Raw genomic sequence first — 18,443 nt, forward strand, 5'->3', positions numbered from 1 at the left:
GCAGATTGGCGTTTTCTACCCGGCGGTTCTCACAAATTAGGTAGCAAACTATGTTGGTCCTACGTGGCGCTCCGGCGTTATCTGACTTCCGCACAGCTAAATTAATCCAACGACTGCAGCAATCCGGTGTCGACGTTACCCACCTCTACAGCGAATATGTTCATTTAGTTGATACGCAGCAGGCGTTAACTGAAGAACAATTATCGGTGTTGGATAAATTGTTAACCTATGGACCGAAACAGGCACAGGAAGCTGCCACTGGCGAATGTTTTTTCGTTACGCCCCGTCCCGGCACTATTTCGCCGTGGTCAAGTAAAGCCACCGACATTGCCCATAATTGCAGCTTGACTGCTATTGGCCGTATTGAACGCGGGTGTGCGTTTTATGTAACAGCGGCACAGCCGCTGACAGACGAGCAGCGTAAGCTCGTAGCTGCGGCGCTCCATGACCGCATGACGGAAAGCGTATTTGCTGCGCCACAGGACGCGTCAGTGCTGTTTGATAAGCATCAGCCCCGTGAATTCAGCTCGGTGGATATTTTAGGCGCCGGTAAAGACGCGCTGGTCTCGGCTAACCAAACTCTGGGTCTGGCACTGGCAGACGACGAAATCGATTACCTGTTTGATAACTTTGTGAAGCTGGGGCGTAACCCTAACGATATCGAACTGTACATGTTTGCTCAGGCTAACTCTGAGCACTGTCGTCATAAAATCTTTAATGCTGACTGGACTATCGATGGCGAGGTACAGCCTAAGTCATTGTTTAAAATGATCAAGAACACCTTCGAACTGTGCCCGGAATATGTGTTCTCTGCTTATAAAGACAACGCCGCAGTAATGGAAGGTTGGCAGGCTGGCCGATTCTTCCCTGAACCACAGTCACATGAATACACTTACCATCACGAAGATATTGCTATCCTGATGAAGGTGGAAACCCATAACCACCCAACCGCAATCTCACCGTTTCCGGGTGCTGCAACAGGCTCCGGTGGTGAAATTCGGGACGAAGGCGCTACCGGTCGTGGTTCTAAACCAAAAGCCGGTCTGGTTGGTTTTACCGTATCGAACCTGAAACTGCCTGATGCAGTTCGTCCATGGGAAGTCGATTACGGTAAACCCACCCGTATTGTCAGCGCACTGGATATTATGATTGATGGGCCACTTGGTGGTGCTGCTTTCAACAACGAGTTTGGTCGTCCTAATCTGTTAGGGTATTTCCGTACCTATGAGCAGGAAGTAAACAGTTTTAACGGCACCGAAGTCCGTGGTTATCATAAACCCATTATGCTGGCCGGTGGTTTAGGTAATATTCGCCAGGATCACGTCGAAAAAGGTGAAATTACTGTTGGCGCTAAACTGATCGTTCTTGGCGGCCCGGCAATGAACATTGGCCTGGGCGGCGGTGCAGCGTCATCCATGACGTCTGGGCAGTCCAGTGAAGATCTCGACTTTGCCTCGGTGCAACGAGATAACCCGGAAATGGAACGCCGCTGTCAGGAAGTCATCGACGCCTGCTGGCAGTTAGGTGAAGACAATCCTATTCAGTTTATCCACGATGTGGGCGCGGGTGGCTTATCCAACGCAATGCCGGAACTGGTAAACGACGGTGGTCGGGGCGGACGCTTTGAACTGCGTAAAGTATTGTCAGACGAGCCGGGCATGTCGCCGCTGGAAATCTGGTGTAACGAATCACAAGAGCGTTATGTAATGTCGGTAGCACCGGATAAACTGGCTGTGTTTGAAGCCATTTGTCAGCGCGAGCGCGCACCTTTTGCTGTTATTGGTGAAGCTACTGAAGAACAACACCTGTTATTGAATGACGAGCATTTTAATAATCAACCTATCGATTTACCGTTGGAGGTTCTGTTAGGCAAACCACCTAAAATGCATCGTGATGTGGCCAGCGCCACGCACAGTTCTGCTGAACTGGATTGCGCTGAAATTAGCGTTGCCGATGCCGCCGAGCGGCTGCTGCGCTTACCGGCCATTGCCGAGAAAACTTTCCTAATCACTATTGGCGATCGTAGCGTAACCGGTTTGGTGAGCCGCGACCAGATGGTGGGCCCGTGGCAGGTACCTGTTGCGGACGTTGCAGTAACAGCATCGGCATTTGACACCTATCATGGTGAAGCGATGGCGATGGGTGAACGTACCCCGGTAGCCTTGCTCGATTACGCTGCCTCGGCAAGACTGGCAGTAGGTGAGTCAATTACCAATATCGCTGCCGCCCACATTGGCGACATGAAACGCATTAAGTTGTCGGCGAACTGGATGGCGGCAGCCGGACATCCGGGTGAAGACGCGGGCTTGTATGAAGCGGTTAAAGCGGTGGGTGAAGAATTGTGCCCGGCACTGGGTCTGACCATTCCGGTGGGCAAAGACTCCATGTCGATGAAAACCGCCTGGCAAGACAACGGTGAGGATAAGTCGGTCACAGCACCGCTGTCACTGGTGATCACCGCATTTGGTGCGGCGACGGATATTCGCAAAACTGTTACCCCTCAATTGCGCACCGACAAAGGCGAGACGGCCTTATTACTGGTGGACTTAGGCGCAGGTAAAAACCGGTTGGGCGCCAGCTGTCTGGCCCAGGTATATAACCAGTTAGGTAAAACGCCGGTTGATCTGGATGCGCCGGAATTACTGCTTAATTTCTTTAACGCCGTGCAGGCATTACTGGCAGACAACAAACTACTGGCCTATCACGACCGCTCTGACGGTGGTTTATTTGTTAGCGTAGCTGAAATGGCCTTTGCTGGTAAAACCGGTGTGAGTGTGGCGCTTGATACGCTGGGCGATGACGATCTGGCGGCGCTATACAGCGAAGAGCTGGGGGCGGTAATGCAGGTCTCTGCTGGCGATGTGGAGAGCGTTGTTGCGGTATTCGCGGCCAATGGTCTGGGTGAGATGGTGCATAAAATAGGTATATTAAATACCACTGATACCATCGAATTTACCCGTGGTGGAGCGGTTGTACTTAGCGAAGCACGAACTACTTACCGTGCAATGTGGGCCGAAACCACACACGCCATGCAACGTTTACGGGATAACCCTGAATGCGCAGACGAAGAACATAAGGCCAAACAAGACGGCAGGGATCCTGGCTTGCACGCCAAACTGAGTTACGATATCAACGATGATGTGGCTGCACCTTATATTGCTAAGGGCATCAAGCCACGCATTGCTATCCTGCGTGAGCAGGGGGTGAACTCTCATCTGGAAATGGCGGCAGCCTTTAGCCGGGCCGGGTTTACGGCCATCGATGTACACATGAGCGATGTGCTGTCGGGTGCCGTTGCGCTGGAAGACTTCAACGGCCTGGCGGCCTGTGGTGGCTTCTCTTACGGTGACGTGCTTGGCGCTGGTGAGGGGTGGGCAAAGTCCATTCTGTTCAATCAGCGTGCCCGTGAACAATTTGAAGGTTTCTTCCACCGCGACGATACCTTCAGCCTTGGGGTTTGTAATGGTTGTCAGATGCTGTCTAACCTTAAATCTCTGATCCCGGGAACAACTCACTGGCCGCACTTTGTCACCAATAAGTCAGAGCGCTTCGAAGCACGGGTTGCCATGGTTGAGGTTCAGCAATCCAAATCGGTATTGTTTGCCGATATGGCGGGCTCAAGAATGCCGATTGCAGTCTCTCACGGCGAAGGTCGAGCTGAATTTGCCACAGAGGCTGATCTGCAGTCTGTGCAGGGCAAGGTAGCACTGCGGTATGTGAATAACTACGGTGAAGTTGCGACACAGTACCCGGCAAATCCGAATGGCTCACCGATGGGCATAACCGGGCTGACTACCGACGACGGTCGTTGTACCATTATGATGCCACACCCTGAGCGGGTATTCAGAGCTGTCACGAACTCATGGCGTGCTGATGAGTGGCAGGAAGACTCACCGTGGATGCGAATTTTCCGCAACGCACGGCGTTTTGTTGATTAATTTCAAAAAAATGACGGTAAGGTGTCAAATATTTGTCCAGACACCTTGCCAGCGCCCTTCTACTGCATTAAAGTAGTGCAAGCAGTATGGAATGCTGTGTGGTTACAAGGACTTGTAGGGGATGAGTTAACATCGCTGTGCTCAATTTTACAGTGGTCTAGAAATAATAAGAGACGAATATGAATCGTTCTTCAAAAGGTTTCGGCTTAACCGGCGTGGCTGTTGCAGTGCTGCTTATGATCGTTACAGCAGCGTTTGGAACCTCCGCCCAGTCAGCTGAAACAGCTACCGAAGTTCAACAAAATACCTCTAAATAATTAATAAAAATTAATTAGTTAACGATAATTATGTCATTTATGGCAGGTTATCGTTTTGCCTGCTTTTCGCGATTTATCATCTTTTGGTTAGGGTGTTTCTTCAATAACACATAAGTAGCACCAAGCCCGCCATGCATAGGTTGGGCGGTATGAAAGGCAATCACGTTATTAAACTGCGGCAGCCAGTGATTTACGTAAGATTTTTTCAAAGCGGGGAAGGGCTGACTTTGCTCTCCCTTGCCGTGTTGAATCAACAAGGTTCTCACGCCACGTTCATGGGCAGCATTGATTTTTTGATACAGCGTTACGCTGGAGTCCCGCAATGAGAGCCCTGCCAGCGAAATTTTTTGCTCTATAGGATATTTGCCCTGGCGCAGGTTCTTATAAACACCATCCTGTATTCCGGCCTGCTTAAATTCAAGAAAATCGTCCGGCTTGACCGGTTTCACCCCTTCAAAGGTTAACGGACTTTCTTTGGGCTTCTGAGCCAGTAAGGCCTCCCGGCGCATTTGTTTTTCGATAGCTTGCTGGGTTTGCTGGAGATGAACCTTGTCGTCAGATTTTATCGGTTTAACATCACCGACTTGTTGCAGGAAATCCTGAAAGGTATCCGGTTGTTCAAAATCCTGATCGTCGTCCCACATAAATCCCCCGACCACTAAGTTTCTTATTAGTATTACGCGTGACTGGCGTTAAAGTTCAGTACTTATCGAAGCTGTAGCAATTGGTTGGCGTCCCCACCGCGACTCGAACGCAGATCTAAAACTTAGGAGGTTCTTGTTTTATCCAGTTAAACTATGGGGACACGAAACGCTATTATAGATAGGCCTGCGAAAATCTAAAGCCCTAACGCTTGGCAACGAAGTCGTTTGGCTGAATATTGGCCAGAAAGCCCTCTTCGGCGGCTTTCACCCTTGCGTTATCGGCGTAGGCTTCGACCACCGTCACCTCTTCAGGATACAGGTGATACTGGGTAAATTTAACCCCTCGATAGTCGGTAACTTCCTGAATCTGATATATCGACAGGGTATCGCCGGGTTTCAGGCCGTGCTGGCGACCCAGTGAAACACTCAGCTCATTGCCGCCGTTGATACTGATCACCCGTCCTGTTGCCGGGACGCAGGCCAGTGTCGAGTCTACATCGCTTTGTAACTGGCGTAGTTGGTTTTGCAGGGCCTGGCCGTAGGCGCTTTGCCAGAATTGGTTGGAAGACGCATCGAGTTGCGCGAAGCGATCGAACTCCCATTCCGATTCGGTCTCATAAGTTTTATCTAACAACGGTGCACCGTTAATACCGTCGATAAGCTCCACTTTCAAGCGAAAACTCCGGGTTGCCGTGTCGTCTCGCCAGAAAGCTAACGTATTGCTTGTTGGCCGGTAAACACTGAGATCCTCAATCACACCGGTGAGAACAAACTGACTTTTGGTTTGGGTGGCGAGGGCCGTGGCCTGATCGCGAATTTGTCTGGACTGCCAGTGCACCACATAGGGTTCGACGCTGCTGATCACAGCATGTTGTGCTGATTGATCGAATTCGCGTTTTAACCGGGCGGTGACCAAACGACCCAGCTCCTGAACCTGACCATCCTGAGCATGCTGGCGCTCAAGTAGCGGGAAGTAACTAGTGGCAATGGTTTTGCTGAAGGGGGCGGCGGAGCATTGTTGTTGACTGGGGAAAATGTCAGCACGGATCCGCACCGTTACCGCATTTTCATGCCAGGTTTCTGAGATAAGCTGTAACTGGCGAATTTCTCCGGATGCGCTGACTTCAAGGCGATCATCGTTGAGTAAGCCATCAGTGAGCTGCTGAACACTGCGCACCGAAGCGCCGGCGAATAACATTGCCTGACGCAGTGCTTCTTCCGTAGCCTGATGTTTCGCCTGGACCTTATTGCCGTTTAATACCACTGATTGCCCCTGGGTTTCATACCAGACGGCATAACTTTGCCCAGTGAGGGCCAACAGCAGGCAGGTTATCGCCGACAAAAAGGCGGTTAGCCGGGTAATCAGTGTGTACATTGTCTTCATTGCTATTTCTCTCACCACTTACTTTGCTGTTGCAATGCGCTGTTCTTCGCTGGCACTGTCTTGCTGCGACCTTGGTACAAAAAGCCCCTGATGACAGGAGCGGTATGCAAGGTGTCAATCCAATGACTCGCCAAGCCTTTGTTGTATGAAGCTTTGCATATATCGTTCCCAAAATTCATTCGGTCATTGGGCATAAATATTGCTATCGTTTGACAAGTACATAGTGATTGTCCGCCTTGCCTCGCACGGCAGGCAATAGCACTGTTCAGACTGCACAAAAATACGGTGGTTTTATGACGGTTTTAAGACACATTAACAAGGCGCTTGGGTTGTTTGGCTGCCTGTTTATTATCAGTGGCTGCACATCCATGTTCGATAAGCATGTCGAATGGGAAACCGTTGCACCTGACGAATACCCGGTGCTAACCGCGGTGGGGTATGCACCAATAGCATCACAGCATGGTGGCTCCGAGTCAGAGAAAAATATCATGGCAATGAAAGCATCAAAACTCGATGCCTACCGTGAACTGGCTGAACAGGTCTACGGGCAACGCATAAATGGCCAACAGTCACTGGCTAACATGGTTGTGAACAATGCGCAGTTGCAGGCCTCCGTTGAAGGAGTGATCCGCGGCGCAAAGGTAGTGAAAGCTTATCCGGTGGGAGAGGATACCTACGCAACTGAGTTGGAACTCGACATGCAGCAGGTGTATAACATTTATGTGTCGACAGCCCGGCCACAACGCTTAAAAACAGTGAAGTATTATTAAGAGAATTCCGGTTGTTGAAAACTTCTTAACAGCGCTGGTTTAGCGCTTATCCAGCGCTTTCACTCAGGGAGAGGTGAGGTAACATGGAACTCGTTATACGCCCGTCAGGAATATTGCCGTGCTCTGTCACTCAGTGCTTCGTTTTTTTACGCTAAATTCACTGCTTACCCGTCGGTTAACGGCGGAAGCCAATATCTGTTGGGAAACTGGTGGACAAATGGGGCAGATAACCTAATCAAGTTACCTGAAGAAAATCAGTAGAACAGTGAGACACTTAAGCGCTGACGCCTTTACCAGAAAAGCCGCCTTTCTTTTTACCAGCTTTATCGTAGGTCAGGGACTCTTTGGCCCGCACATCCATCATCAGGTTACGCAAATGAACCAAACGTAACTGACCTTGCTCAACGGCAAGCTGGTTAACTTCGGTACAATACTGGCACTCGCTGAGCAAGTTTTTTGCCTGGTCGATATGGGCCTGAATGTCCTCGGTGAGGGGGGCTTCTTGCTGAAGCGTCTGCAACTGTGGGTTAATGGCATCGTCGAGGTTTTGGATAGCACCGAGCAATTGTTCTTTTTCTTTGAGCAGCGTCATTAACGCTTCGGCATCCCTGGAGCTAATCAGATGCAACTCCTTGTCCAGCATCGCCTTGAGTGATGCAAGATTGTCAGTCTGTTGCGTTAATTGATCAGTGAGTGTTGCCGTCATTATCTGTTACTTCAGGATTTAAACCCAAAAATCTCCGATTCCAGGCGTGCGATCTTTTTCGCCAGTGATTGCGGATCAACCTTGTACTCGCCACTTTGGATGGCTTTCTTAAGCTTATCGACTTTCTCCTGGTTCACAGGCGCTTCGGCACTTTTCTTCTGTACCTGATTTAATTGCTGTGCAGATTGAGTCAGCGACACTGAGTCCTGACGCGGCACATTAGTAGCCTGAGCTACAGATGTGGCCGCTTGCTGCGCAGCCGTCTTATTTTGTTGTGGCTGTTGCTGGCTGTTGACCTTGTTGTTGTCAACAGGCGCTTTGGGTAAGCCATTGTTTATGTTGTTAATTGCCATAATTAATTTCCACTACCTTTTAGACCTCAATATATATATCGGCTGCAGGCAGAATTTCTTTAGGCTCAATTGCGTATTTTTCACATCAAAAAACGCGGTATTTATAGCAACCTTATCACAAATTCACCACGACTTCCTGGGTGCTGGCAACTTCAGCAATGACAGACTTGTTAGAACTGCTGTTCACCACTTCAATGGTGTCGCCAATCACACCATCCTGACGGGCGATGCCAGAGGTTTTTACCTTCATAGCACCCGCGTTGGCGCTAATGGTGATTCTATCACCTTTACAGATAAAGCATAGCATATTACTTTGCACCGGCTGACCTTCTCTGACCCGGTATTTCAGCCGTGCTCCTACGACGTCATTCAGTGACGTGAAAGGAGTGTGCCGCAACTGCTTAATGTCGACCTCAGCGAGCGATAAATGGCTTGCCGACAGGACTGTATCCGGGCTAATCATACTGGCCGTGACGACGATAGTGCGGGTGCGGGTCACTTTGGCACTGGAAAATAAATACCAGTTGTTGCTATCACAACTTACCCGTACATTGAGATATGACTGCTGCAGCGTGGCAGGATCCACATCAAAGCTAAAAGGTACCGTGCATTCTGGTATATTAATGCGACTGTCTATGGGCGTTACTTCGACGCTTAAATTATCCGCCAAATCGGTTTCCCGGGTCGGCGCCAGACGGTTTTCCAGAAACGCTTTAACCGCATTTGTCAGGCGCTCGTGCGGCGTGCTAGCGTTTTGTTGGGCAATTGCGTCAAAGTGAGCTAAGGTGATACCTGTAGTCAATATGAAAGCCAGGCGCGCAGGCAAAAGTAATGTTTTCAATATTTTCATGTTCAGATGTTTTCATTTTGACTATTATTAAATATAAATCAGCGAGTTTTGCTAATCAGAACAGCCGCGACAGTTTATTGACGCCACCTCTGTTAAACAGGAAACACGCAAACTCTATGCCCACATTGAAATATCGAGGTGAAGTATGTCTGGAATTTTAGATTCGGTTAATCAGCGCACGCAACTGGTCGGCCAGAACCGGCTGGAGTTGTTGCTGTTCCGCTTAAACGGTCGGCAGCGATTCGGCATTAACGTGTTTAAGGTCAGAGAAGTGCTGCAGTGTCCGGCTCTCACATCTATGCCAAAGCTCAATCCCTTGGTACGAGGCGTTGCCCATATTCGTGGCCAGACCATTTCGGTTATCGACTTAAGTATGGCCACTGGCGGCCGTAGAATCGAAGATCTCAAAACTTCCTTTATTGTAATCGCAGAATACAATCGCTCAGTTCAGGGATTCCTGGTAGGTGCTGTTGAACGCATTATCAATACCAACTGGGATGCCATCATGCCGCCGCCTCAGGGAACTGGCCGTGCCAGTTACCTCACAGCGGTTACTGAAGTCGAAGGTGAACTGGTCGAAATTCTCGACGTTGAGAAAATTCTTAATGAGATTTCACCGCTGAATACCGAAGTTAGCCAGGAAGTGGCCTCTACGCTGAATACCGATGCCCATAAAGATAAGATTATTTTTATCGCTGATGATTCCTCGGTAGCGCGAAATCAGGTGAAACGGGCGTTAACCACGCTGGGGCTTGAAATTGAAATGGCCAAAAACGGCCTGGAAGCACTCAAGCGACTGAAAGAGATTGCCGCTGAAACCGGCGATGTCACCGACAAGGTCGGGGTGCTGGTGTCTGATATTGAAATGCCGGAAATGGATGGATACACCCTTACGGCCGAGATTAAAAATACGCCAGAGCTGCAAAAACTGCATGTGGTTCTGCATACCTCGCTGAGTGGTGTGTTTAATCAGGCAATGGTAAAGAAAGTGGGTGCTGACGACTTTATTGCCAAATTTCATCCTGACGAACTGGCCTCTGCCGTGCAGAAATGGCTGGGCCCTGAAGCATGATTAATGGAGCATTAACTGATTCAATGGAGCATTAACTGATTGATTAATAAGGATGTATCGCCTGACGCGTACCGCCAGTTTCGTGAGTTTTTGGAACAACAGTGCGGTATTGTGCTTGGCGATAATAAGCAGTATTTAGTGCGCAGTCGTTTAGGCGGGTTGTTGCACGAGCGGCAATTAACCAACATTGACGAACTGTTAAGGCAATCCATTTCCGGTCGCGATCGCGGATTACTGCAGCAGGTTATCGATGCCATGACCACCAATGAGACTCTCTGGTTTCGGGACAGCTATCCGTTTGAGCTATTGATCCGACAAATTCTGCCGACACTTGCCACCCGGCAACGGCGTATTCGAATCTGGAGTGCGGCATGTTCTTCCGGCCAGGAGCCTTATTCCATCGCCATGTCGCTGTTGGAATATCAGCGTAACAATCCCGGCAGCGGATCGTTATCTGCTGAGATTCTGGCAACGGATCTGTCGAGTAATATGCTGCGTAAGTGTGAAGAGGGCGTATACGATGAGCTTTCTCTGGCCCGTGGTTTGTCTGCTGAGCGCCGGCAAAGATATTTCCAGCAGCACGCCAGCGGTATGCTGCAGGTGAAACCTGAAGTGCGTCGTATGGTGAGTTTTCGCAGCCTGAACCTGTTACATAGCTATTCTTCGTTGGGCAAATTCGATATTGTCTTTTGCCGCAATGTACTGATTTATTTTTCTACAGAACTGAAACAAAAAATACTGCAACAAATTGCCGCTCAACTAAATCCGGGCGGCATCCTGTTTCTCGGCGCATCGGAATCCGTGGCCGCAGCGGCCGAGTGTTACCGCATGGTCAAGTGTAACCCTGGCTTGTACTACACTAAAAAAGACTAATTAAAATAACTGGTTAGTCTTTTCTTTTGTTGCGTTTCCTACCTCTTTGTCTTGTTGGCACTTAGTTTGCTTTATTCTCTGCGTTAGAGGAGAAGTGCTATGGCCATTAATTTAGACAAGCTCGTGGGTTTTCATCAGAATGCTTTGAAAATCCGCAACGACAAGATGGAAGTGATTGCCGGTAATCTGGCAAATGCCAACACGCCGGGTTACAAAGCCCGCGGCATCGATTTTCAGAAAGCAATGGCCAGCGCTCAGAATTCCAGTGGCCAGTCCATGACACGTACTCATGAAAAGCACATCAGCGGCGGCATGGTGTCATCAACAGACATCGGCTTTAGGATCCCCTCTCAGCCGGATACCGGCGACGGCAATACCGTCGAAGTCCAGCGTGAACGTAATGAATTCTTAGATACAGGCATGCGTTATCAGGCCACCATTGAATTTTTAAATGGCAAAGTGAAAGGCATGAAGAAAGCAATTAGTGGAGGTCAAGGTCAATGAGTCTGTTTGATGTTATGTCAATTTCTGCGTCAGGTATGCATGCTGAAAGTGTGCGTCTGAACACTACGGCAAGTAACATTGCCAATGCCAACTCGGTTAGCAGTAGCGAACAGGATACGTACCGTGCCCGCCACGCTGTGTTTGCCGCCGAATTGAATCGCGCAACCAATGATTACAGCAAGGGCTCGGAAGTCAAGGTACTGGGAATCGTTGAGAGCGACCGTCCGTTACAAACCGAGTATGCACCGCATAATCCCCTGGCTGACGAAAATGGTTATATCTATAAGCCTAACGTCAACATTGTTGAAGAAATGGCCGATATGATGTCTGCTTCCAAAGCCTATGAAACTAACGTACAGCTAGCCGATACCACCAAACGCATTTTCCGTCGGGTATTAACCCTTGGTCGTGGTCAGTAGTAGCGGTCATTAAGAGGATACTAACGTGAGTACGATATCTAACACGCAGGGTCTCAATAATGACCTTTACTGGCAGGAAGAAAAGGTAAAGATTTCTGATGGCTCTGAACAGTCGTTATCTCAGGAAGACTTTTTTGCCTTGTTAACTGAGCAACTGGCTAACCAGGATCCCACCAAACCAGTGGATAATGATCAAATGGTCTCGCAGATGACCCAGTTCACAACGGCCGATGGTATCAGCAAACTCAACGAGAAGTTTGAAAGCTTTGCGACATCCATGACATCGAACCAGGCGTTACAGGCTTCCAGTCTGATTGGCCAGGATGTGCTGGTTGAAGCCAATGTTGGCTATATGGGCAGTGAAGGTGCCGGTATCAGCGGTTTTGTGGTGAATGATCAGACGGTACAGAATATGGAGATCACTATTACCAATGGTAATGGTGAAGTTATCCGAACCATCGATGCGGGCACTCAGGGGGCCGGCAATATTGAGTTCAACTGGGATGGCACCGATCGCAGCGGCAATTTAATGCCGCCCGGCGAATACCTGGTCAGTGCAACTGGCCAGGTAGATGGTGAAGGGGTAGCGGTTTCTACTGCTATTCACCGGCACGTGAGCAGCGTAAGCCTGGCAGGCAGTAACCAGGGCGTTATTTTGAATTTAGAGGGTGATGTCAGTATCAATCTTGACGACGTCATTCAAATCGGCAGTTAGTAGGAGAAAAGCACATGTCTTTTAATATTGCATTAAGTGGCGTCTCTGCCGCACAAAAAGATTTAGACACTACCGCAAACAACATTGCCAACGTTAATACGGTAGGTTTTAAAGAATCGCGGGCCGAGTTTGGTGATGTCTATGCTGCTTCACTGTTAGCCAGCGGTAAAACCAAAGTGGGCGATGGTGTGCTTACTCAGGAAGTTGCCCAACAGTTCAGCCAGGGTAGTCTGCAGTTTACTAATACTGCACTGGATTTGGCGATCACCGGCAATGGCTTCTTTGCCACAGTACCAGAGATCACCTCACGTGACTTCTCTTTTACCCGTGCCGGACAGTTCAAGCTGGATGAAAATAACTTCGTGGTAAACAGCAGCGGTGACAACCTGCTGGGCTTTCCGGTTAACCCGGACGGTACCAGTTCGTCAGTAGCGTTAAGTACTACCGAACCAGTGCGTATCCCGGATTCGTCAGGTTCACCTCAGGCTACGCAGGAAGTCAGCATGCGTATGAACCTGCCAGCGAATGATGATTACCTGGATCCGGCATCATTTAACCCGGATGATACACTCACCTATAATGCGGCAACCTCGGTAACCGTTTATGATTCATTGGGTGAAAGTCATATTATGACTTATTATTTTGTGAAAGATGGTACCGACCAGGCGGCACCAGCGGGTCCTGACCAACAGAACAGTTGGCTCATGTTTACCACGGTTGATGATACGCCGGTGGATATTGCCGGTGGTGACAACAGTGTGCCGCTGCCAACAAGGGATGATCCGCAAAACCCGGGTACTACTGAACCCTGGTTGCCAGCCAGATTGTCTTTTAACCAGAGTGGTGACTTCACCTCACAAGTCCCGGCTGGTAACATTACCACTGTGCCTTTAGGAGATGACGGTACTGCAAACTCTGCCATCGCATTGACCGGTGGTGCCGATCAGACGCAAACCATCTCTATCGATTTCAACCTGGATCCGCTGGGTGGACAAACTATCAATGAGCCTACACAGTACGCTTCAGCCTTTGAAGTCACCTCACTGGAGCAGGATGGTTTGCCGGTAGGCCGTTTGACCGGTGTGGATATTGGTGAAGACGGTCTGGTCAGAGCGACGTTTTCCAATGGTACTTCTGAACCGGTAGTACGGGTTGCTTTAGTTCGGTTTGCGAATGAACAGGGCCTGACTCAACAAAGCAATACGCAGTGGAAAGAGTCTATAGAGTCAGGAGAAGCTCTGGCAGGTGAAGCAACCACCGGTACTTATGGCGAGATCAATTCCTCCGCTTTGGAACAGGCTAACGTAAACCTGACCACTGAGCTTATCGACATGATCATTGCTCAACGGAACTTCCAGGCGAACTCCCGGGCGCTGGAAGTCAACAACCAGCTTAACCAGACGATTCTGAATATCCGATAGTCACTTGTTCAATCCCGAGGGCCGCACCATGCGGCCTTTCTTTTGTCTCCTGTAAATCTGTCCGTTCGCCGTTTTGGCACTACCTTTGCAGTATAGTTAGTAATTATCATTAAAGCGTCAAAAGGCAGTCATGGATAAATTACTCTATATCGCCAGTAGTGGCGCCAATCAGGACCTGGTTGGCACGTCTTTACGCGCCAACAACCTGGCTAACGCGCAAACCAATGGCTTTAAAGCGCAGCTCGAACAGGCAAGGTCGATGCCGGTATACGGCGAAGGTTTGCCGACCCGGGTGTTCGCCATGACCGAAAGCCCCACTAACAACTACGAATCCGGCCCGTTAATTCAGACCCATCGTGATCTCGATGTGGCCATTCAGGGCGATGGTTGGTTTGCCGTGCAGGACAGACAGGGTAATGAAGCCTATACGCGTGATGGTAATTTTCAGTTAGGTCAGGACGGGGTTCTGGAAGATGTACATGGCAATGTGGTGATGGGCGATGCTGGTCCGCTGTTTTTGCCGGTGCCGCTGGATAATCTGACCATCGCCGCCGACGGTACCATTTCGATTCGCCCTCAGGGCGCTCCCGAGGCAGTGACTGAAGAAGTTGGCCGGCTCAAGTTAGTGAACCCTGAATACAGCAATCTGGAGCGTGGCAACGATGGTTTGTTCCGCCAGAAAGACGGCACTGATGCCCAGGCCGATGAAACCGTAACGGTCATGACCGGCATGCTTGAAGGTTCGAACGTGAACGCCATCGAAGAGATGGTCAGTATGATTCACCTGCAGCGTCATTATGAGTTGCAGGTCAAAATGATGAAAAAAGCCGACACGCTAGATACGCGCGGTAACATGCTATTACGCATTATTTAATTATTTGCCGCCAGCAACCAACAAGGCAGAGGAGAGACAATTATGCATCCAGCACTTTGGATCAGTAAAACCGGACTTGATGCCGCACAAACCGACGTAGCGGTGGTATCCAACAACCTGGCTAACGCGTCTACCGTTGGGTTTAAGAAAGATCGGGCGATCTTCGAAGATCTGCTCTATCAAAACATCAATCAGCCTGGTGGACGCTCTTCTGCTGATACTGAACTGCCGTCAGGGTTAATGGTGGGGGCCGGTTCTAAAGTGGTCGCCACGCAAAAAGCCCACACGCAGGGCAACCTGTTAACCACCGACAATGCACTGGATATGTCTATTCAGGGGCGCGGCTTTTTTGAGATCCTGCAACCGGACGGCACCATTGCTTATACCCGTAATGGCCAGTTTACGTTAAACGACCAGGGGCAAATTGTTACCCCGGGGGCCGGTTTCCTGTTGCAGCCTGAAATTGCAATCCCGGAAGATGCCCAGCAAATTACCATTTCACAGGATGGTGAGGTATCTGCATCGGTTCGAGGCCAGGCGGAACCCCAGGTGCTCGGACAGCTTAATATTTCTGATTTTGTGAACCCCACCGGCTTACAGCCAGTGGGTCAGAACCTGTATGTGGAAACGGCAGTATCCGGCGCGCCACTGCAAGGTGTACCGGGTCTGCAGGGATTGGGCACCATCGTGCAGGGGACCCTGGAAACGTCCAACGTTAATGTCACCGAAGAGTTGGTAAATCTGATTGAAAGCCAACGTTTATATGAAATGAATTCCAAAGTCATTTCATCGGTTGACCAGATGCTCGGTCAGGTTATACAGCAGCTTTAATCTAAGGTGATCCCATGATGCGTGTTTTACTGGTATTTACTTGTGTTGCACTGTTTAGCGGTTGTGCCAGTACTTCGCCTGATCGTGTTGAGGCGAATGACCCATCCTTCGCGCCGGTAATCCCGGAGATGCCGCGAGAGCAAATCGTCGAGGATGGCGGCCTGTTTCGCCCTCGTATGGCGAATAGTCTGTATTCAGATGTGACGGCCCGGCGGGTGGGCGACATCATCACCGTCACCCTCAGTGAAAACACCAATGCCAGTAAATCGGCGGGGACTACTACGTCTAAAGAAACCGGCGTAGACGTGCAGCCCATCACTGGTTTAGGTGGCAATGCGTTGAACATTGGTAATCAGTCAATACAGCTGGGCGTGAATTCTTCCAGCGAATTTGCCGGTGATGCCCAGGCAAATCAAAGTAACAGTCTGAATGGCAGTATATCGGTCACAGTCGTTGATGTGCTGGCCAACCAGAACCTGGTGATACGCGGTGAGAAATGGCTGACCTTAAATCACGGTGATGAGTACATTCGCTTAACCGGCATTATCCGCGCCTCGGATATCTCACCGGAAAATGAAATCCTGTCTACCCGTATTGCCAATGCCCGCATCCAATATAGTGGTACAGGTAGCTTTGCCCGCTCTCAGGAGAAAGGCTGGCTGACCAAATTCTTTTCATCACAATGGTGGCCTTTCTAGGGGGGAACATGGGTAAATTTTTAAGTGTTGTACTGTGTTGTCTGAGTCTGGTTACCAGCGCTCATGCCCAGCGGATCAAAGACGTAGCCAGTATTCAGGGCGTGCGTAGTAACCAGTTAATTGGCTATGGTCTGGTGGTGGGCTTACCCGGTACCGGCGAGCAAAGCCCGTTTACTGAGCAAAGTTTCAGAACCATGCTGACCAATTTTGGTATCAGTCTGGACCCTAACATTAAACCCAAAATTAAGAACGTTGCAGCAGTGGCCGTCCATGCCGAGTTACCGGCATTCATCAAACCTGGTCAGACTATTGATGTGACAGTGTCTTCGGTGGGTGAAGCCAGCAGTCTGCAGGGCGGTACGTTGCTACAAACCTTCTTGAAAGGTGTGGACGGTAATATTTATGCGGTTGCTCAGGGCAGCCTGATTGTTAGCGGTTTTGGTGCTGAGGGCGGTGACGGATCGCGCATTATCGTGAATACGCCAACCGTGGGTCGGATTGCCAATGGCGCGCTGGTAGAACGGGCTGTTCCCAGCGGATTTGCCAGTGGTGACAGCCTCACTCTTAACCTGCATTACCCGGATTTCTCCACCGCTAAAGCGCTGGCCGATGTGATTAACCAGCGATTAGGGGCACAGCCTGAAAAAGGCTATGCCATTGCTGAGCCGCTGGATGCTGCCTCAGTAAGAGTGACAGCGCCCCGCGATCCGGGTCAACGGGTCGGTTTTCTGGCGACCCTGGAAAACTTTGAATTTACCCCGGCAGATGCGCCGGCACGCGTTGTGGTGAACAGCCGCACAGGAACCATTGTTATTGGTCGTGACGTTCGCTTGTTACCAGCGGCTATCACGCATGGCGGCCTAACCGTAACCATTAGCGAGAACCAGCAGGTTACGCAACCTAATGCATTGGCCGACGGTGAAACAGCGGTAACTACGCAGTCCATTATTGATGTCAATCTGGCTGACAGTCGTATGTTTAAATTCGAGCCGGGCGTTACCCTGGACCAGTTGGTGCGCGCGGTTAATGAAGTGGGCGCAGCGCCGGGCGATCTGATGGCAATTCTTGAAGCCCTTCGCCAGGCCGGCGCTTTACAGGGCGAACTGGTGGTGATCTGATGGATGTGCTCAATACAAAATCGCAATTAGAGTCTGCCCGCAACGTTCATGATTTATCCAGTCTGAACCGGTTGCGCGAGGCAGCCTATTCTCAAGATGATAAAGCGCTCAAAGAAGCAGCGCAGCAGTTTGAAGCGATTTTTGTCCAGATGATGCTGAAATCCATGCGCAAAGCCCAGGACGCTATGGCAGATAAAGACAGTCCGTTTAATACCGAAGAAGTCAAATTTTATCGTGATATGCACGACAAACAACTCGCCCAGGATTTGTCCAGCGGCGGAGGTGTTGGCCTTGCCGAAATCATTGTTCAGCAGTTGGGGCAGCATGATATTAACGATTACATTCCAGCCAGTGTGGCGCGCAACGACGGCAATCTGGCTTCGCTGAATCGACAACGCGAATTTCGCATTGAACAGGCACAACAAACCGCCGAATTACTCAGCGACCCGCAATCGCAACAAGCCTTTAAGACTGCTGCGTTCAATAACCCTCAGGAGTTCGTCGAACAACTTTGGCCAGCCGCCAGCAAAGCGGCGGCAGAGCTGGGCATTGAGCCCCAGGCATTACTGGCACAGGCAGCAGTGGAAACAGGTTGGGGTCAACATGTTATTCATCATGGCAGTGGTAATAGCGCTAATAATCTGTTTGGTATCAAAGCCAATAGCAACTGGCAGGGTAAGTCAGCAACAGTCAATACCATGGAGTTTGATGGAACCGTGGCTCGTCAGCAGCGCGCCGCGTTTCGCTCTTACGATAACTTGCAGCAAGGCTTTGAAGACTATGTTGAATTTATTCGTGGCCAGGAACGGTATCGTGGAGCAGTGGAAAACGCCGCTGATCCCAAAGCGTATTTTAAAGCATTACAGGATGCCGGTTATGCAACGGATCCGCAGTATGCCGAGAAGGTGATGGCTGTTTATAACAGTGATTCTTTGCGGAGCTACCTGCCATGATTA

The 18,443-nt window shown here is 50.0% G+C and carries 19 protein-coding genes and 1 tRNA gene; 14 read left to right on the forward strand and 6 right to left on the reverse strand.

The features are described 5' to 3' along the window. The first annotated feature begins 50 nt into the window (after nt 1–50). Nucleotides 51–3,938, forward strand: coding sequence for a phosphoribosylformylglycinamidine synthase (gene purL / locus AC2T0J_RS14760; protein ID WP_489806551.1), 3,888 nt, complete (start codon nt 51–53; stop codon nt 3,936–3,938). 179 nt (nt 3,939–4,117) lie between these two features. Then, nucleotides 4,118–4,255 (forward strand): hypothetical protein, encoded by a 138-nt coding sequence (locus AC2T0J_RS14765; protein WP_489806552.1) that lies wholly within the window; start codon nt 4,118–4,120, stop codon nt 4,253–4,255. 47 nt (nt 4,256–4,302) lie between these two features. Here the strand turns inward: AC2T0J_RS14765 and smrA are convergent, their stop codons facing one another. The 3 genes from smrA to AC2T0J_RS14780 all read right to left on the reverse strand — a co-directional run bounded on the left by smrA (nt 4,303) and on the right by AC2T0J_RS14780 (nt 6,283). After that, on the reverse strand, nt 4,303–4,899 hold the full coding sequence (smrA, locus tag AC2T0J_RS14770) for a DNA endonuclease SmrA (RefSeq protein WP_489806553.1): 597 nt from the start codon (nt 4,897–4,899) through the stop codon (nt 4,303–4,305). Nucleotides 4,900–4,984: 85 nt separating this feature from the next. After that, a tRNA-Arg gene (locus AC2T0J_RS14775) sits at nt 4,985–5,060 on the reverse strand. A 41-nt stretch (nt 5,061–5,101) separates the two neighbouring features. Further along, nucleotides 5,102–6,283: a flagellar assembly protein T N-terminal domain-containing protein gene (locus AC2T0J_RS14780; protein ID WP_489806554.1), complete on the reverse strand. Its 1,182-nt coding sequence runs from the start codon at nt 6,281–6,283 to the stop codon at nt 5,102–5,104. A gap of 293 nt (nt 6,284–6,576) precedes the next feature. On the opposite strand from AC2T0J_RS14780, the gene AC2T0J_RS14785 reads away from it, so the two are divergent. After that, complete coding sequence (locus AC2T0J_RS14785) at nt 6,577–7,053, forward strand: LPP20 family lipoprotein (protein ID WP_489806555.1); 477 nt, start codon at nt 6,577–6,579, stop codon at nt 7,051–7,053. Nucleotides 7,054–7,327: 274 nt separating this feature from the next. On the opposite strand, the gene flgN is transcribed toward AC2T0J_RS14785, so the two are convergent. From flgN to flgA, 3 genes are all read right to left on the reverse strand, one after another. Then, on the reverse strand, nt 7,328–7,759 hold the full coding sequence (flgN, locus tag AC2T0J_RS14790) for a flagellar export chaperone FlgN (protein ID WP_489806556.1): 432 nt from the start codon (nt 7,757–7,759) through the stop codon (nt 7,328–7,330). Nucleotides 7,760–7,770: 11 nt separating this feature from the next. Beyond that, nucleotides 7,771–8,112 carry a flagellar biosynthesis anti-sigma factor FlgM gene (gene flgM, locus AC2T0J_RS14795; protein ID WP_489806557.1) on the reverse strand — a complete coding sequence of 114 codons (342 nt, stop codon included), beginning with the start codon at nt 8,110–8,112 and terminating at the stop codon, nt 7,771–7,773. A 115-nt stretch (nt 8,113–8,227) separates the two neighbouring features. Beyond that, nucleotides 8,228–8,962, reverse strand: coding sequence for a flagellar basal body P-ring formation chaperone FlgA (gene flgA / locus AC2T0J_RS14800; protein ID WP_489806558.1), 735 nt, complete (start codon nt 8,960–8,962; stop codon nt 8,228–8,230). 145 nt (nt 8,963–9,107) lie between these two features. On the opposite strand from flgA, the gene AC2T0J_RS14805 reads away from it, so the two are divergent. The 11 genes from AC2T0J_RS14805 to flgJ all read left to right on the forward strand — a co-directional run bounded on the left by AC2T0J_RS14805 (nt 9,108) and on the right by flgJ (nt 18,440). Further along, nucleotides 9,108–10,034, forward strand: a complete 927-nt coding sequence (locus tag AC2T0J_RS14805; RefSeq protein WP_489806559.1) for a chemotaxis protein CheV — start codon at nt 9,108–9,110, stop codon at nt 10,032–10,034. A gap of 39 nt (nt 10,035–10,073) precedes the next feature. Then, nucleotides 10,074–10,907 (forward strand): CheR family methyltransferase, encoded by an 834-nt coding sequence (locus tag AC2T0J_RS14810; protein WP_489806560.1) that lies wholly within the window; start codon nt 10,074–10,076, stop codon nt 10,905–10,907. 99 nt (nt 10,908–11,006) lie between these two features. Continuing rightward, complete coding sequence (flgB, locus tag AC2T0J_RS14815) at nt 11,007–11,411, forward strand: flagellar basal body rod protein FlgB (RefSeq protein WP_489806561.1); 405 nt, start codon at nt 11,007–11,009, stop codon at nt 11,409–11,411. Beyond that, nucleotides 11,408–11,830 (forward strand): flagellar basal body rod protein FlgC, encoded by a 423-nt coding sequence (gene flgC, locus AC2T0J_RS14820; protein ID WP_489806562.1) that lies wholly within the window; start codon nt 11,408–11,410, stop codon nt 11,828–11,830. The genes flgB and flgC overlap by 4 nt, the downstream gene beginning before the upstream one ends. A gap of 25 nt (nt 11,831–11,855) precedes the next feature. After that, complete coding sequence (gene flgD / locus AC2T0J_RS14825; protein WP_489806563.1) at nt 11,856–12,545, forward strand: flagellar hook assembly protein FlgD; 690 nt, start codon at nt 11,856–11,858, stop codon at nt 12,543–12,545. A 14-nt stretch (nt 12,546–12,559) separates the two neighbouring features. Further along, a complete protein-coding gene (gene flgE / locus AC2T0J_RS14830; protein WP_489806564.1) occupies nt 12,560–13,966 on the forward strand; it encodes a flagellar hook protein FlgE in 1,407 nt (468 codons plus the stop codon). Nucleotides 13,967–14,096: 130 nt separating this feature from the next. After that, nucleotides 14,097–14,840 (forward strand): flagellar basal-body rod protein FlgF, encoded by a 744-nt coding sequence (flgF, locus tag AC2T0J_RS14835; RefSeq protein WP_489806565.1) that lies wholly within the window; start codon nt 14,097–14,099, stop codon nt 14,838–14,840. 42 nt (nt 14,841–14,882) lie between these two features. Next, entirely contained in the window at nt 14,883–15,671 is a 789-nt protein-coding gene (gene flgG / locus AC2T0J_RS14840; RefSeq protein WP_123326633.1) for a flagellar basal-body rod protein FlgG, read from the forward strand. Nucleotides 15,672–15,688: 17 nt separating this feature from the next. Beyond that, nucleotides 15,689–16,369, forward strand: coding sequence for a flagellar basal body L-ring protein FlgH (gene flgH, locus AC2T0J_RS14845; protein WP_489810348.1), 681 nt, complete (start codon nt 15,689–15,691; stop codon nt 16,367–16,369). A gap of 8 nt (nt 16,370–16,377) precedes the next feature. Continuing rightward, the gene (locus tag AC2T0J_RS14850) at nt 16,378–17,487 is read left to right on the forward strand and encodes a flagellar basal body P-ring protein FlgI (RefSeq protein WP_489806566.1); all 1,110 of its coding nucleotides are present in this window, start codon (nt 16,378–16,380) and stop codon (nt 17,485–17,487) included. Then, nucleotides 17,487–18,440, forward strand: a complete 954-nt coding sequence (gene flgJ, locus AC2T0J_RS14855) for a flagellar assembly peptidoglycan hydrolase FlgJ (protein ID WP_489806567.1) — start codon at nt 17,487–17,489, stop codon at nt 18,438–18,440. Before AC2T0J_RS14850 ends, flgJ begins: the two co-directional genes overlap by 1 nt. Nucleotides 18,441–18,443 lie beyond the last annotated feature (3 nt).

It is taken from the genome of Alteromonas sp. ISO5 (assembly GCF_058105165.1).

What these genes read in the sequence shown, in the direction of transcription:
- purL (WP_489806551.1), top strand. Translation starts at nt 51, where the DNA reads ATGTTGGTCCTACGTGGCGCTCCGGCGTTATCTGACTTCCGCACAGCT.
- AC2T0J_RS14765 (WP_489806552.1), top strand. Translation starts at nt 4,118, where the DNA reads ATGAATCGTTCTTCAAAAGGTTTCGGCTTAACCGGCGTGGCTGTTGCA.
- smrA (WP_489806553.1), bottom strand. Translation starts at nt 4,899, where the DNA reads ATGTGGGACGACGATCAGGATTTTGAACAACCGGATACCTTTCAGGAT.
- AC2T0J_RS14780 (WP_489806554.1), bottom strand. Translation starts at nt 6,283, where the DNA reads ATGAAGACAATGTACACACTGATTACCCGGCTAACCGCCTTTTTGTCG.
- AC2T0J_RS14785 (WP_489806555.1), top strand. Translation starts at nt 6,577, where the DNA reads ATGACGGTTTTAAGACACATTAACAAGGCGCTTGGGTTGTTTGGCTGC.
- flgN (WP_489806556.1), bottom strand. Translation starts at nt 7,759, where the DNA reads ATGACGGCAACACTCACTGATCAATTAACGCAACAGACTGACAATCTT.
- flgM (WP_489806557.1), bottom strand. Translation starts at nt 8,112, where the DNA reads ATGGCAATTAACAACATAAACAATGGCTTACCCAAAGCGCCTGTTGAC.
- flgA (WP_489806558.1), bottom strand. Translation starts at nt 8,962, where the DNA reads ATGAAAATATTGAAAACATTACTTTTGCCTGCGCGCCTGGCTTTCATA.
- AC2T0J_RS14805 (WP_489806559.1), top strand. Translation starts at nt 9,108, where the DNA reads ATGTCTGGAATTTTAGATTCGGTTAATCAGCGCACGCAACTGGTCGGC.
- flgB (WP_489806561.1), top strand. Translation starts at nt 11,007, where the DNA reads ATGGCCATTAATTTAGACAAGCTCGTGGGTTTTCATCAGAATGCTTTG.
- flgC (WP_489806562.1), top strand. Translation starts at nt 11,408, where the DNA reads ATGAGTCTGTTTGATGTTATGTCAATTTCTGCGTCAGGTATGCATGCT.
- flgE (WP_489806564.1), top strand. Translation starts at nt 12,560, where the DNA reads ATGTCTTTTAATATTGCATTAAGTGGCGTCTCTGCCGCACAAAAAGAT.
- flgF (WP_489806565.1), top strand. Translation starts at nt 14,097, where the DNA reads ATGGATAAATTACTCTATATCGCCAGTAGTGGCGCCAATCAGGACCTG.
- flgG (WP_123326633.1), top strand. Translation starts at nt 14,883, where the DNA reads ATGCATCCAGCACTTTGGATCAGTAAAACCGGACTTGATGCCGCACAA.
- flgH (WP_489810348.1), top strand. Translation starts at nt 15,689, where the DNA reads ATGCGTGTTTTACTGGTATTTACTTGTGTTGCACTGTTTAGCGGTTGT.
- AC2T0J_RS14850 (WP_489806566.1), top strand. Translation starts at nt 16,378, where the DNA reads ATGGGTAAATTTTTAAGTGTTGTACTGTGTTGTCTGAGTCTGGTTACC.
- flgJ (WP_489806567.1), top strand. Translation starts at nt 17,487, where the DNA reads ATGGATGTGCTCAATACAAAATCGCAATTAGAGTCTGCCCGCAACGTT.